Source organism: Desulfosarcina widdelii, assembly GCF_009688965.1.
GTDB lineage: Bacteria > Desulfobacterota > Desulfobacteria > Desulfobacterales > Desulfosarcinaceae > Desulfosarcina > Desulfosarcina widdelii.
Map to the genome: position 1 here is coordinate 2,910,252 of NZ_AP021875.1, position 14,581 is coordinate 2,924,832.

Annotated in this window: 11 protein-coding genes; all 11 read left to right on the forward strand. The window is 59.9% G+C overall.

Going from position 1 to position 14,581, the window contains the following annotated elements; all coding sequences use genetic code 11:
- The first annotated feature begins 75 nt into the window (after positions 1–75).
- Positions 76–1,074: a radical SAM protein gene (locus tag GN111_RS13730; RefSeq protein ID WP_155304294.1), complete on the forward strand. Its 999-nt coding sequence runs from the start codon at positions 76–78 to the stop codon at positions 1,072–1,074.
- A gap of 72 nt (positions 1,075–1,146) precedes the next feature.
- On the forward strand, positions 1,147–2,394 hold the full coding sequence (locus GN111_RS13735; RefSeq protein WP_155304295.1) for a beta-ketoacyl-[acyl-carrier-protein] synthase family protein: 1,248 nt from the start codon (positions 1,147–1,149) through the stop codon (positions 2,392–2,394).
- A gap of 351 nt (positions 2,395–2,745) precedes the next feature.
- Positions 2,746–4,011: a beta-ketoacyl-[acyl-carrier-protein] synthase family protein gene (locus tag GN111_RS13740; protein ID WP_155304296.1), complete on the forward strand. Its 1,266-nt coding sequence runs from the start codon at positions 2,746–2,748 to the stop codon at positions 4,009–4,011.
- Between the two features lies 1 nt (position 4,012).
- Entirely contained in the window at positions 4,013–4,495 is a 483-nt protein-coding gene (locus GN111_RS13745; protein WP_155304297.1) for an acyl-CoA thioesterase, read from the forward strand.
- Positions 4,492–5,997 carry a polyketide synthase dehydratase domain-containing protein gene (locus GN111_RS13750; RefSeq protein ID WP_170302277.1) on the forward strand — a complete coding sequence of 502 codons (1,506 nt, stop codon included), beginning with the start codon at positions 4,492–4,494 and terminating at the stop codon, positions 5,995–5,997. The genes GN111_RS13745 and GN111_RS13750 overlap by 4 nt, the downstream gene beginning before the upstream one ends.
- The gene (locus GN111_RS13755) at positions 5,994–6,575 is read left to right on the forward strand and encodes a glycerol-3-phosphate acyltransferase (RefSeq protein WP_155304299.1); all 582 of its coding nucleotides are present in this window, start codon (positions 5,994–5,996) and stop codon (positions 6,573–6,575) included. The genes GN111_RS13750 and GN111_RS13755 overlap by 4 nt, the downstream gene beginning before the upstream one ends.
- 492 nt (positions 6,576–7,067) lie before the next feature.
- The gene (locus GN111_RS13765) at positions 7,068–7,802 is read left to right on the forward strand and encodes a glycosyltransferase family 25 protein (protein ID WP_155304300.1); all 735 of its coding nucleotides are present in this window, start codon (positions 7,068–7,070) and stop codon (positions 7,800–7,802) included.
- Between the two features lie 29 nt (positions 7,803–7,831).
- Entirely contained in the window at positions 7,832–10,864 is a 3,033-nt protein-coding gene (locus GN111_RS13770; protein WP_155304301.1) for a methyltransferase domain-containing protein, read from the forward strand.
- Complete coding sequence (locus GN111_RS13775; RefSeq protein WP_155304302.1) at positions 10,845–11,675, forward strand: polysaccharide deacetylase family protein; 831 nt, start codon at positions 10,845–10,847, stop codon at positions 11,673–11,675. Before GN111_RS13770 ends, GN111_RS13775 begins: the two co-directional genes overlap by 20 nt.
- A 97-nt stretch (positions 11,676–11,772) precedes the next feature.
- A complete protein-coding gene (locus GN111_RS13780; protein ID WP_155304303.1) occupies positions 11,773–12,378 on the forward strand; it encodes a TetR/AcrR family transcriptional regulator in 606 nt (201 codons plus the stop codon).
- 31 nt (positions 12,379–12,409) lie between these two features.
- A complete protein-coding gene (locus tag GN111_RS13785) occupies positions 12,410–14,572 on the forward strand; it encodes an acetate--CoA ligase family protein (RefSeq protein ID WP_155304304.1) in 2,163 nt (720 codons plus the stop codon).
- Positions 14,573–14,581: the final 9 nt, after the last annotated feature.

The following is a 14,581-nucleotide window of genomic DNA, read 5'->3' on the forward strand; positions in this document are numbered from 1 at the left end:
AAACCGTCGCAGTGACGAAGGATTCGCGTAACGCCGATATCGGGCTTCTTACGAAACCGCCAAGGATAAAAAATAATGAAAACCGTCAGCTCTCTGCTGGACGACCACTGGTACGCCCGCTATAAAAAAATCTCCAAGCTCAATATCCGCAGCTCCATCTACGACGTGACCAATCGCTGCAACCTGCGCTGCAAGGGCTGTTTCTTCTTCTCTTCCGGCGAACACAAGGCCGCTGAAGAGGAAATGGACATCTCCAGGTGGGAAGCGTTTATCGACAAGGAGATGGAGCGCGGGGTGAATCTGGCCATTCTCATCGGCGGTGAACCGACGCTGTGCCTCGACCGGGTGGAAGCCTTTTACAAGCGCCTGCCGACCTTTTGTGCGACCAACGGCATCATCAAGGTGCCCCGGGACCGCTTTCCCGACATGATGGTGGGCATCAGCCTCTGGGGCGACGAAGAGGACGAAAAGCTGCTGCGGGGCAAGGATGCCTTTTCCATCTCGTCCAAAAATTATGAAGGCGACCCTTACACCTACTATCTGTATACCATCACTCCCAAACAACTGGGAAAGACCGAACGGATCATCCGTAAAATAAGAGATGCTGGCCTCAAGGTACACATGCAGCTTTTGTCCAATGACGAAGGCGTGGACGGGTTCAGTTGGCAACCCGAAGAGTTGGAACAGATTCGTCAGGAGATGGACGAGGTCCTGGACCGATATCCGGAAACGGTGATTTCCTCCAAATATTACCACGAAATCATCACCACCGGGAAAATGATGGGCCGGCCCTTTGGCTGGATGGAATGTCCTTCGGTGACCGAGCCGCTGGACAAACGCGATCCCGCGCCGCGCCGGCTGACCCGTTTCATCCGCTGGGCGTCGGACCTGAAAACCATGCACCGCTGCTGCACCTCGGAAACCCGCGACTGCAGCACCTGCAAGGACGGAGCGGCCCACATGAGCTGGGTGATGGTCAACAAACGCGCCCACATGAAAAGCACCCGGGACCTTCAGAACTGGATCGAGATTTACGAGATGTTTGCCAAGCTGTATCAGTTCATTCCCTGGTAATTTCTAGAGGCGGTTCCGTAAAGGGACCTTCCAACGGCAGTTAGATGAATAGCGATAACGGATAGTTATTCAATGCCCGACGACCCCATCGTCATTCTCAGCTATGACGCGGTCTCCCCTCTGGGGATCGATCTCGAAGAGCAATGGCAAAACGCCCTGGCCGGGACCAGCGGTATCGGGCCGTTGACCCGCTTCGACATGACCGATGACTTTCCCGTGCGCATCGCCGGCCAGGCGCCGTCCATCGACGATCTGCCCTACGATTTTCTGAAACCCCGCGAAAAGGCCCGCTGGCCGTCCCCCATCTTCCGGTACGCCCTGCTCACTGTCACCCGGGCCATGCGGAAAAGCGGGATAGAGATTACGCCGGATATCGCCGCGCGGGTGGCCGTGACTTTCAGCAGCGCCATCGGCGGCCTGGACGTCGTGCTGGCGGCGGATCGCAACCTGATGGGCCGCGGCAAGCTCCCACCGCCGTTCGTCAATCCCAATGCCTGCATCAACATGATCGGCGGCAGGGTCTCCATGCACACCGGGGCCACGGGCCCTATTACGGCCACGATCACCGCCTGCGCCACCGGCGTGACCTCCATGATCGTGGGCGCCATGCTGATCAACGAAAACCGCGCGGATGCGGCCATCTGCGGTGCCGTGGACTTCCCGCTGACCGAGCCCATCGTGGCCGGGTTCGGCACTATGGGCGGAGCCTTTGTGCCCAAGGAGGGCGAAGCCGAGCAGCCACCCCAAGAGGCCAGCCGGCCCTTTTCCCGCAACCGTCGAGGATTCGTGGTCTCCGAAGGCTCCGGCTGCATCGTCATCGCCAGAAAATCCTTTGCCCGGGCCCACGGCTTGGCCATTGCCGCCGAAATCGCCGGCTGGGCTATGACCTCGGACGCCTTTCACCACGTGGCGCCCAACCTGGAAACGGTTCGCCGCTGCATTTCCGAAAGCATTGCCCATGCCGGTATTTCCCCGGACCGGATCGATGCCGTCAATGTCCACGCCGCTTCCACCCGGGTGGGCGATGAAGTGGAGGCCCAAGCCCTGAAAGAGGTTTTCGGGCAACAGATGCCGCCGGTCACGGCCAACAAGTCCATGCTCGGACATGCCATGGGCGCCGCCAGCGCCATCGAATCGATCCTGGCGGTCAGGGGCATGCAGGCCGGCATGCTGCCCCCCACGATCAACTACAACCCCGATCCGGATCTGGATCTGGAAGGTGTGGTCGCCACGAAGCAGACGGTCGCTCAGGAATATGTGCTGAAAAATGCGTTCGGTTTTGGCGGGTGTAATGCGTGTGTGGTTTTTAAACGATTGTGATACAAACAAGCTTGGAAGAGATATCCGTTCTCCGGAATTTGGCTATTTTCAAGTGTTAAGTTCTAAGTGATTAAGTTTTAAGTTAATGGTTTCTATCTATTTTTGATGAAATTGCAAAAAATCGAGGATGTCATATTTTCGTCATTCCGGCGCAGGCCGGAATCCAGTCTTTTCAATGATTTCTGGATACCGGATCAAGTCCGGCATGACGGGTTCGGTACTTTTTTCGAGGCCATCTATTTAAAATCGACAACATTCCTTCCCTTAACACGTAAAACTTAACACTCTTAGATAGTTATCATATTCATAATACATGCAAACTATGCCGATATTGGCAAGATACCAAACAATATGAAACCACCCCAAAATCGCCGCGTTTTCGTCGTCGGCTACGACGCCGCCACCTGCCTGGGCAGCACCTTCGAGGCCACCTGGCAGCGGGCCGTGCGCGGCGAAGCCGGCTTCCGCAAAATCACCCGCTGTGAAACCACTTCGCGCAGCAATGTCGTCGGCGAAATTCCCGACTGGCACCCCGAGGACCTGCCCTTCATCGACAAAAGGGACTGCCGCAACTGGAACGCGGACTATGTCCTGCTGACCATGGTGGTGTGCAAACGGGCCCTGGACCATGCCGGCCTGACCATCGACGAGCGCACCGGGCCGCGGACCGCCTGCCTGGTAGGCTCGGCCCTGAACGGCACCGACGCCTACCGCATCGCCATGGACAACTACCTGACCCAGGGTCCCACCAAGGTCAGCCCCTACCTGCTGCCCAATCTGTGCGCCAACCTGCCGTCGGGCAAGGCCGGCATGCTGCTGGGGTTTACCGGGCCGATCTTCTCTCCCCAGGGGGCCTGCGCTTCGGGCAACCACGCCATTGGCATCGGCGCCCGCATGATCCGCGACGGGGAATGCGACTTCGTCCTGGCCGGGGGCGTGGAAACCTGCCTGACGCCGGAGATCGTCCAGGGGTTTGCCAACATGTGGGCCACTATCAAAGTCGGTCCCAATGACCGGGCCTTCAACGATCCCAGCCAGGCTTCGCGTCCCTTTTCGGTGGACCGGCGGGGCATTGTGCTGGGCGAAGGCGGCGGCATCCTGGTGCTGGCCGCCGAAGAGGCCGTCGCAGCACTGGGTCTGACGCCGCGGGCCGAGGTGCTGGGGGTGGGCTGGACCTCCGACGCCCATCACTTCACCCTGCCCAACCAGCAAACCATTGTCCGGGCCATCGTCCAGGCCATCGAAGACGCCCAGATCGAGCCGACGGACATCGGCTACGTGAATGCCCACGGCACCTCCACCCAGAAAGGCGATGCCGTGGAAATCGAAAGCCTGCGAGAGGTCTTCGGGTCGCCTTTGGGCGCCATTCCGGTCTCGTCCAACAAATCGCAAATCGGCCACACCCTGGGAGCGGCGGCGGCCATCGAGGCGGCCCTGGCCATCGAAGGCATGCAGCAGGGAATCGTTCTGCCGACGGTCAACCACATCCCTGACCCCGCCTTTGCCGATGTGGATCTGGTCCCCAATGCCGCCCGGCGCCACCGGTACACAACCTTTTTGTCCAACGCCTTCGGCTTTGGCGGCACCAACTGCTGTATTGTATTCAAGGAAATCTGAAATGAAGCCCAAACCCTTTGTTCCGCAGCCACTGAACGGGCGGCCCCGATATATTCTCGACCGCTCCGGCGGCAAGGTCTGGCATCGCTGCGAAACCCGCACCCTTTATGCGGACACGGACCGTTCCCAGGTCGTCTACCACGCTAACTACCTGCGCTATTTCGAATTCGGCCGGGCCTCGCTGATGCGCGACGCCGCCTATCCGTACAAGGAGGTGGAGGAGAGCGGTTTCGTCTACCCCATCATCAAGGTGGACATCGACTATTTCCGACCCTTGCACTACGATGACGCCATGTGGGTTTACACCCGGCCGTCCGTGTTGGAACGGGTGCGGCTGCAGTTCGACTATGTGATCACCCACCAGGAATCCGGCGATATCGTCTGCAAGGGATTCACCCGCCACTGTGCTGTCAACGCATCGGGGACCCCGGTGGAGGTGGACCCCAAAACCGTCCATCTATGGAAGATGTTCCCGACCTCGTGAAAGCCGAAGCCTTTCCCATAACCGTCCAGCCCCCGCCGTTTTTCCGGGATCATCACGTACAGGAGCGCCCCGTGTTTCCGGCGGTGGAAGCCATGGAACAGCTCGCTGCGGACACCTGCGGTCGGTTTCCGGAAACGGACGGCCGTCGATTGTCCGACCTTCGGTTCGACCGGTTCCTGCGCCTGGATGGACCGACACCTGTGGCGGCCACCAACCGGGTGGAAAAAAAAGATGACGGGTCCCTGCGCGCGGCACTGACCACGCGCATCCAATCCAAGAAGACGGGCATCGGCCGAAGTCTGGAGCACGCCTCGCTGACCGTCGGCCAGGCGCGATCCATGGATAAGGCCCTGTCTCTGGACGTTGCTGCATCCCTTGCCGGGATCTGCACCGCCGTGGAGCCCGAACGGATCTATGCCGACATGGTTCCGTTCGGGCCGGCCTACCGCAACATCTGCTCCGATCTGCTGCTATCGGCAGACGGCGCCCTGGCCCAGGTACGCTCTCCGCAGCCGCCCGATCCGCGAAACAATCTGTACCTGGGCAGTCCGTATGTCCTGGATGCGGCCTTCCACGCCGCCTGCGTATGGTGCCAGCGGTACTTAAACAACGTGGCCTTTCCCGTATCCATCGACCAGCGCACGGTCTTTCGCCCGACCCGGTTGGAATCGGTCTACACGGCCCGCATCGTCCCCGTGCAGACGGAAAAGGAACCCTTCGTTTTCGATATCTTCATCTACGATGATGAATCCGAATTGTGCGAGTCGGCCATCGGCGTGGGCATGCGCGATGTCAGCGGCGGCCGCGCCCGACCGTCCCGCGGGTTTTCCGAACCGGCAGAAACGGACCCGCTGCACTCCCTGGCCGACCGCGTGGCGGGCCTGGTGCTGCTGGAACGAAAGGCCTTGGCGCCCTTTGCCGCGGCAGCCCTTTCCGAAAAGGAAAAGCGGCGGCTGGAACCGATGACCGAGCAGCGGGCCGGTGCTTACCTGTCCGCCCGCCTGGCCCTCAAACGGCTCAGCCGCATGCTCGGCAACAGCGACGACCGGCGCGATGTCCGGCAAATCGAAACCGTGGCCGAAGACGGACGGCGCCCCATGTGCCCGCGGCCCGACGGCGGCCGGGCCTTCTGCTCCGTCGCCCATGACCGGCGGTTCACCCTGGCCGCTGCCGCAGAAACGCCTTTGGGCGTGGATGTGGAGCCCCTTGCGGACAAACCGCTGGCGGCCGCGCATCTGTACCTGCATGCCGAAGAACGGGCCCGGATCGAACAATCTTCCCTGGCCCCGGCACGGGCCGCCCTGCAGGCCTGGAGCGCCAAGGAGGCGGCGGCCAAAGCCCTGGGAATCGATCTGGCCCAAGCCTGGGAACGGGTATGCGTTTGCCTGCTATCCGAAAAAGAGAGCCGGCTGAAAACCGATGACGGGCGATCGTTGACGGCGGTCCATGCCACCGTGGAAGGCCACCTGTTCACCCTGTTGACCGAAGGCGAGAACCCATGAACGCTGCGGCCCTTTTTGTGCTCCTGCTGATAGGGGCCTACGTGGCCGGATCGGTCAATTTTTCCATTCTGGCCTTCCGCCTCACCGGCCGCCAGGATCCCCGGCAGCACGGCAGCGGCAATCCCGGTGCGACCAATGTCTACCGGCAGGCCGGCATGGGATGGGCCGCGGCGGTTCTGATTCTTGATATGGTCAGGGCCGTGGGCGTGGCCCTGGCGGCTGGTGCGCTGCTGCCCCTGGGGCAGACGATCTGGGTGGGGCTGGCGTTGATTCTGGGCAATCGCTTTCCCTGTTTTCACGGTTTTGCGGGCGGCAAGGGGGTGGCCAACTACCTGGGTTTCACCCTGGCCGTCGCGCCGGTCTGGGCCGGCATCGGCGTCCTGGCCTGGGGGGCGGCGTACCTGATCTGGCGGATGCCCTTTCTGTCCTCCTTTGCCCTGGTATTCTGTCTATCGGGTGGAACGGCGCTGGCCGCGAGGGGAAACGGGTGGGGCGTCGCCGGGGCCCTGCTGACGGCCGCTTTCATCGTGGTCTGCCACCACCGCAACATCCGGCAGCGCTGGGGCCGGAAGAGGTAGCCCGTAGCGGAGCATGAGTTGCTGCATGCCCACGCGCGTGGCCCATTTCAGGAAAATATGGCTGTACTTGGCCCCGGCCAGGTACATGCCCAAAAGGAAAACCAGGTGGGACAGGCCGTACACCGCCGGACCGCCGATCACGGCAATGGCGGCATTGCGATAGTAGACGGCGGCGGCACCCAGCAGGGAAATCAGCGGCCAGCCGATCACGTAGCTGATGGCAATGGCGGACACGCCGGCGATCACCCGGAAGTCGGGGCGCTCTTTGAATGCACTCAGGTCGGCGTTCTCGGCCATGGCCGTCCGGACAAACCGGACACGGGCAAGGCGCCGGACAAGGCTTTTAATGGGGTTTTCAATCCGATGCATGGAATTTCAACAATTTCTGATGGTGTCATAAAAAAAACGAATTCCATCTTTTTTGAAAGATGAATAAGGGACAGTAACCACTGGCGAAGGACGGATCAAGGATATTCTGGAAACGGCTCTAGGATGACCACCAACCATCCATATAATAAATCCCTCGGCGAAATCTGGGATTTCATCGACCGCACCTACTGCATCTCCCTGGCCGAGCGCACCGATCGTCAGGCCAGCGCGAAAGCACAGTTCGAGAGTGTGGGTTTGGGAGACAAGATGGTTTTCCATCTGGCCCAACGCCATCCCGCGGATTGCGAGCAGGGTATTTTTCAGTCCCACCAGGCTTGCCTGAAAATGGGTCTGGATGCCGGGGCCCGGCATATCCTCGTTTTCGAGGACGACGTGGTTTTCGGAGCCGTCGATGCCCATCGGCTCAGGCAAGGCATCGCTTTTTTTAAGGATCGAAGCGACTGCCAAATCCTGTTCCTGGGCTGTCTGGCCGGCCGCAGTTGGACCACGGGAGCCCCCGGCGTCCGGCGCGTTCGATACAGTTGCCTGGCCCACGCCTATCTGGTCAAAGCGTCATTGGCCCGCCGGCTGGCCGAGGAACCATGGCGAGGAATTCCCTGGGACATCCTGCTGAAAAAAAACGCCCCAAACGCTTTCGCGCTCTATCCGTCCATCGCCTTTCAGAGCAATTCGCCCTCGGACAATCACCGCCATCGGACCCTGGAGACGGTACGGCGCTTCTTCGGCGGATTGAGGGTCATCCAGGTGGTCAACGAGCGCTACAACCGATTCCGATATGCGATTATTGCCGCCCACCTGCTGCTGGCCGGGGCGGTACTTCTGTGGCTGCTGCGATGAGGATACGAAGGTTCGAATAGACAACTTTCATGCGAAAAAAAACCTCCATCAACCTGTTGGCGCTCTTTGCCGTCCTGATCCTGGGGGCGGGCATGGTATTCGTTGCCTATAAACGCATTGCCATCGATACGGACCTGGCCAGGTCCCTGCCCACCGGCGATCCGGTTATCGCCGACGGCATTCATATTTTCGAAAAAAATCCCATCAAGGATCAGATCGCCATCGACATCGGTGGGGTCGAAGAAGATGAGGAAACCCTGCTGGCCGCCGCGGAACTGGTGGAAGCCGAACTGAAAGAAAGCGGCCTGATCGCCCAAGTGGGCAGCCAGCCCATGCATCGGGCCCTGGCCGACCTGGCCGACCATGTGATCCACCACCTGCCGGTCCTATTTTCCGCCGGGGAACTTGAGCGCGATGTGGCCCCACTGTTGACCGACGAAAGGATTGATCAGGCCCTTGTGCAGGCTCGAGACGAATTGTACCGCATGGACGGCATCGGGCAGGCCAAGTCCCTGGCCGCCGACCCGCTGGGTCTGCGAAACATCGTTCTATCCCGGCTGGCGCCCTTAAATCCCGCCCCCGGCGCGAGCATCCTCCACGGCCGCATTCTTTCCGCCGACCGTGGCCATGTGCTGGTTCTGGCCACCCCGAAGGGGTCCGGCACCGATACCGCTGTGGCCCGCGACCTGTCCCGGTTTTTTGGGGACCTGGAACAAAAAGTGGGCCGGCAATTCGACGGCAAAATCGTCCTGACGCCCACCGGCGCCTACCGGGCCGCGCTGGACAACGAAACCATCGTTAAAAAAGACGTCCACCGGGCCATTTTGTGGGCCACCGTGGGTATCGGCATTCTCCTGCTGGCGGCCTTTTCGCGCCCCCTGGTGGGCATTCTGGCCCTGCTGCCGGCCCTGGCCGGCACGGTCATGGCCTTTTTCGTCTTCTCATGGCTCCGCGACAGCATCTCCATCATGGTGCTGGGCTTCGGCGGGGCGATCATATCCATCACCGTGGATCACGGCATCGCCTATATGCTTTTTCTGGACAGCGACGCCGGCTCCGGCAGGCACGGTGCGTCGCGGGAAATCCGCGCCGTCGGGCTCCTGGCAGTGCTCACATCCGTGGGGGCTTTCGGGGCGCTGGCCTTCAGCGGGTTTGCCGTCTTTGAGCAGTTGGGCCTGTTTACCGCCATGGGCATCGGCTTTGCCTTCCTCTTCGTCCACACCGTGTTTCCCCGCATTCTGAAAACCGGGCAAATGGAGGCGCCCTCCCCCCGGAAACGCTTCTCCCGGTTGGTGGACCTTCTGGCGTCCGGCGGCAAAGCCGCCTTGATTATGGCCCTCTTGGCAGCCGTTGCGCTGGGTGTCTTCGCCAAACCCCGGTTCAACACCGACCTGAAGACCATGAACAGCGTCAGCCCGGCAACCCGCAAGGCCGACGAAACGATGGCCGCCGTCTGGGGCGATATCTTCTCCAGCGTCTACCTGATGACGGAAGCCGGCGACCTTGACGATTTGCAGGCGAAAAATGACCGCCTGCTGGAACAGCTCGACACCGAAGCATACGCCGGCGGCATCGAAAAGCCGGTAACGCCCTCCCTGTTTTTTCCGGGCCGCGGCCAGTGCGCGGACAACGGCGACGCCTGGCGCAGGTTCTGGTTTCCGCAGCGTATTCAGGCCGTATCCGCGGCCATCGTCGAACAGGGATCAACTTTAGGTTTTACCCACGGTGCCTTTGCCCCGTTTCTCGGAGCCATTGCCGCCGATCCGCCCGCCGAAACCGAGATCCCGGCGGCCGTCATGCCGCTGCTGGGCATTTCCAGGGACGACACCGACGGAAGCTTCCGGCAGATGACTCGCATCACGCCCCGCGGTCATTTTGACGGCCAACGGTTTTTTGCCCGCATCTCCCCGCTCTCTTCCGTGTTCGACCCGGCCCTGTTTTCCCAGCGCATGGGCCATTTGCTGTTCGTAACCTTCTCGAAGATGCTGCTGATCATCGGAGTGAGCCTGATCGTCTTGTTGACAATTTTCTTCGCCGACCTGGGCCTGCTGTTGACTTCTCTGCTTCCATTGGTTTTCGCCTTTGTCTGCACCCTGGGCACGTTAGGGCTGATGGGACGTCCTTTGGACATCCCGGCTTTGATGCTGGCCGTCGTCATTCTCGGCATGGGCGTGGACTACACCCTCTTTCTGGTTCGGGGCTATCAGCGCTACCAGCGCTTCGATCATCCCCATTTCACGGTGGTCCGCACAGCGGTGGTCATGGCTGCCGCATCCACCCTGGTGGGCTTTGCCGTTCTTCTCACCGCCGATCACGGACTACTGAAAAGTGCAGGCTGGATCGGATTTTTAGGAATCGGCTACTGCCTGGCCGGGGCCCTGCTGCTCCTGCCGCCGCTGCTGAAACGACGGTTCGAAGGCCCTCGGCAAAATTCGGGCGAAATCGAAGCGCGCTATGGCAACATGGAGCCCTATCCGCGCATGTTTGCCCGCTACAAGCTGCGGATGGACCCGCTGTTCGACGAACTGGCCGAACTGGTGCCACGCAACGGAGCCATCGCCAACATCATGGATGTGGGCTGCGGGTATGGGGTGCCGGCCTGCTGGATGGCCGAGCGCTACCCGATGGCCACCATTTTCGGGTTCGATCCCCGGAAGGAGCGGGTGCGGGTGGCGTCCCTGGCGCTGGGCGAGCGCGGGCATGTCCGGATCGGGTCGGCTCCCGACCTGCCGCCCATGGACGTTCTGGTGGATCTGGTAACCATGCTGGACATGAGCCATTATTTACAGGACTGGGAACTGGAAAAAACCCTGGAGCGCATCCACGAACGCCTGCTGCCTGGCGGAAGGCTGATCATGCGATCGGTGCTGCCCCGCTCGGCCCGGCTACACTGGACCTGGTACCTGGAGCATTTCAGAATAAAAAGAAAAGGGATGTCCGTCTGCTACCGCGATTCAGGGGAACTGGCAGCCATACTGCAACGATGCGGCTTCGAGGTGACGGGCAACCGGCTTTCCGGAAAGAGAGAGGATATGGTGTGGCATGTGGCCAAACCCATGTAAATCGGAATCGATCCGCCTATCCCCCGCCGAACGCTGCGGCATCATCGCCTTTGCGCTGGCGATCCTGCTGGGCGCCGTCGACCTGCACCTGGCAACGGTGCCGCTGACTCTGCTGGTGATGCTTTGTGTTGTGGCCCCCTTTTTGCCCCGGGCCGGTTTTTTCTTTCCCGTGATCAGCCGCGGCACCACCGGCAGGAGCCGGGTGGCCATTACTTTTGACGACGGCCCGGACCCGGCCACCACGCCCCGTCTGCTGGACCTTCTGGAGAAATACCGCGTTCCGGCCGCCTTTTTCGTCACCGGCCGGCGGGCCGCTGTTTATCCTCATCTGATAAGGGCCATCATCGACCGGGGCCACGAGGTGGGCAACCACTCCTTTCACCACAACAAATACAGGATGTTCTGGCAGCCGGGGCTGCTGGACCACGAAATCGCTGCCACCCAGCGAGCGCTGGCGCCGCTGGGCATCGTCCCACTGGCATTTCGCCCGCCCATCGGCATCACTACCCCGGCCATGGGCAAGGTGCTGGCCGCCCGCAATCTTTTTGCCGTCAACTTCAGCTGCCGGGCCTTCGATGCCGGCAATCGCCGCATCGGACGGTTGTCCCGCAAAATTCTCACCACCGTACAAGAGAATGACATCGTGCTGCTGCACGATTCGACGCCCCATACAGAGCGCAGCATCGAACCGTGGCTCAACGAAGTCGAAGCCATCCTCAAGGGCCTTTCGGAAAAAGGGCTGGCGTCCATTCCCCTCTCCCGCCTGATCGACCGACCGGTGATGCGTCGAAAGGATGGCATGACTTCATAGTCTGATGTCCTGCATCTCTTCCCACCGTTTTCTATCTGATGATATCCATTCACTTTTTCTACTTGACACTAGACCGACCGGTCTATAGAATAATCGCATGAAATCCGATCATGTCAAAATGGATACGCGCAAGCGGCTGATTGTTGCAATGGCCGACTTGCTCCAGCGCAAAGGACTTCATGGGTTCGGCTTAAGCGAGGTGCTGGCCCAGGCGCAGGCTCCGAAAGGTGTGCTTTACTACCATTTTCCCGGAGGCAAGGTCGAATTGGCCATTGTGGCTATCCAGGCTGCCGTCAACAACCTGCTTTCGACAATCGAACAGCTCAAAACAACCAAAACGGACGTCGTGCAGGTTTTGCATACCTTTTTCAGCCTCGCACAAAACCAGCTTGAAAAGAGCGGTTTCGAGAGAGGATGCCCTTTGGCGGCGGTGGCGTTGGAATCGACGAGTGCCGATCAGGCGTTGCGGCAGGCACTGAGCGAGGGATTCAGGATCATCCGGTCCGTTATAACGGATCTTCTTTCCGAAACGGGAATGCCCACTGAGCGGGCGATATGGCTCTCCACCTTGATTGTTTCAGCTTATGAGGGGGCCTTACTCCAATCCCGCATCGCGGCCAGTGTGACACCAGTGAGTGAAACGATCGACATTCTATTAGAACTGATCCAACAAGAAATCGAAACGAATCAAAAAACGAGATGAGAACGACAGCAGGAACGACAAAGGAGTCTGAATGACCACCAATCCGCTGCACCGTTTGATGAATCCGTTTTCCATCGCCACCTTCGGGGCGGGCAACAACTTCATGAAAATGGGGACCATGCAGGCCCTGAGTATTCTCAAGGACGGATACACCGGTAAGTTCTACCCGGTTCACCCCAGGGAAAAAGAGGTCATGGGCCATAAAGCCTACGACTCCGTGGCTGAACTTCCCGAGCCGCCGGATCTGGCGTTTCTCGTCGTTCCGTCCAGCCAGGTGGTTCCCATCATGGAGGAACTGGGGAAAAAGGGAACACTAAGCGCCATTATCATCACGGCAGGATTCGGCGAAACCGGTGAGGACGGGCAGAAGATCCAGGACCGGCTCAATGAAATTTCCCGGCAGTACGGAATCCGCTTTCTCGGCCCCAACTGCATGGGAATCATCAACAGCGAGATTGCCTTGAACACCACGGTCATGCCCTACCCGTCAGCTAAAGGCTCATTCGGGTTCGCTTCTCAGAGCGGCACCTACCTTACCCAGACCATTCCCTATCTGAAAAAGCGGAGGATTCGGTTCAGCAAGGCCATCAGTGTTGGGAACAGCGCCAACATCGATATCACCGATGCCCTTGAGTATCTGGGAGAGGATAAACAGACCAGGGCCATCTCCCTTTACATCGAAAGTATCAAAGACGTCCGGCGCTTTGTTGAGGTCGCCCGCCGGATCACTCCAAACAAACCCGTGCTGGCCCAGTATGTGGGCGGCTCCAGTGCCGGAGCCCGTTCAGCCTTGAGCCATACGGGCTCCATGGCAGCGCCGGATCACCTTTACGAGGGGATGTTCCGCCAGGCAGGCGTTATCCGCGTCCAGTCCATAGAAGAACTCTACGGGTACGGGAACATGCTGGCCCTGCAGCCCGCGTTGAAGGGCCGGCGGATCGGCATCCTGACCAATTCGGGCGGACCCGGTTCGGCCATGGCCAACGCCCTGGAAAAAGCCGGGCTGGATGTTCCCAGGTTTTCGGAAGCGTTACAGTCCAAGATCCGGCCCCTTGTGCACGACCACGCCCCCTGCGGCAATCCCGTTGATCTGACATTTCACCTGGATATTGACACGCTTACCCAGAAGATTCCCGCCATCATCCTGGAAAGCGGGGAGGTGGACGGCCTGGTACTTCACGGCGCTCTGCGCAAAGGGTATCTTATTGAAATCTATGACCACATCAAAGAAGCATTGAACAATGCCCCGGTGGAGGCACTGTTGAAGGATTTCCAGGTGATTCCGGAGCAAAGCCTCGCCCTTGTGTCCACCTACAAAAAACCGGTCGGGATCTCCAGCTTTTATGACCGGGATGACGACTATACCGCCGCGTACCAGGACCATGGCATGCCGGTATTCGACTCCCCGGAGAAGACCGCCGGTTCTATGGCCGTGCTGTATAGGCATTTCGAGGTGAGGCAGCGCCCGCCCTGGCGCCCCCCGGCCGTTCCATCTCCCCCGGCCGCGGCCCTGGATCTGATCCGGGAATGCCGAGACCAAGGGCAAAGCAATCTCGATGAATACCAGTCCAAACGTTTTCTGAAAGCCTGGGGGCTGCCGGTGAATGAAGAGACCATGGTTCACAGCAGCGAGGAAGCGATACAAGCGGCCGACACCCTTGGGTATCCTCTCGTGCTCAAAGCCAGTTCCCCCGACATTCGCCATAAAACCGGCAAGGGGTTCATCCACCTGGGTCTGGATTCGGCCGATGCGGTGGCCGATGCTTATGGGAAGATTCAAAATGCCGCCGGCAAACAGGTTCCCGTACTGGCTGGCCGGATGCTGAAAGGCAAACGGGAGTTCGTCGCCGGCATCGTGGACCACCATGGTTTCGGTCCCTCGGTCATGTTCGGGTTCGGGGGGATCTTTACCGAGGCATTGGATGATGTGGTTTTCAGGCCGGCACCGCTCAGCATCGAGGATGCCGGAGAGATGATCGCGGACATCCGGTCGAAGAAGTTGCTGGGAGAATTCCGGGGCATGCCCGCGGTGAATACGAAAACCCTGGCCGAAATCATTCACAGATTGAGTCTGATTCCCTTGGCGCATCCCGAAATCGGGGAAATCGACATCAACCCGTTGATTGTGGAAAAGGACAACTTGGTTGCCGTAGATGCCCTGGTGGTGCTGAAAAAAAACAGGGCTGAGCGATAGCCGGATGCA

Coding starts and splice junctions, on each gene's coding strand:
- GN111_RS13730 (WP_155304294.1), top strand. CDS start 76: ATGAAAACCGTCAGCTCTCTGCTGGACGACCACTGGTACGCCCGCTAT.
- GN111_RS13735 (WP_155304295.1), top strand. CDS start 1,147: ATGCCCGACGACCCCATCGTCATTCTCAGCTATGACGCGGTCTCCCCT.
- GN111_RS13740 (WP_155304296.1), top strand. CDS start 2,746: ATGAAACCACCCCAAAATCGCCGCGTTTTCGTCGTCGGCTACGACGCC.
- GN111_RS13745 (WP_155304297.1), top strand. CDS start 4,013: ATGAAGCCCAAACCCTTTGTTCCGCAGCCACTGAACGGGCGGCCCCGA.
- GN111_RS13755 (WP_155304299.1), top strand. CDS start 5,994: ATGAACGCTGCGGCCCTTTTTGTGCTCCTGCTGATAGGGGCCTACGTG.
- GN111_RS13765 (WP_155304300.1), top strand. CDS start 7,068: ATGACCACCAACCATCCATATAATAAATCCCTCGGCGAAATCTGGGAT.
- GN111_RS13770 (WP_155304301.1), top strand. CDS start 7,832: ATGCGAAAAAAAACCTCCATCAACCTGTTGGCGCTCTTTGCCGTCCTG.
- GN111_RS13775 (WP_155304302.1), top strand. CDS start 10,845: ATGTGGCCAAACCCATGTAAATCGGAATCGATCCGCCTATCCCCCGCC.
- GN111_RS13780 (WP_155304303.1), top strand. CDS start 11,773: ATGAAATCCGATCATGTCAAAATGGATACGCGCAAGCGGCTGATTGTT.
- GN111_RS13785 (WP_155304304.1), top strand. CDS start 12,410: ATGACCACCAATCCGCTGCACCGTTTGATGAATCCGTTTTCCATCGCC.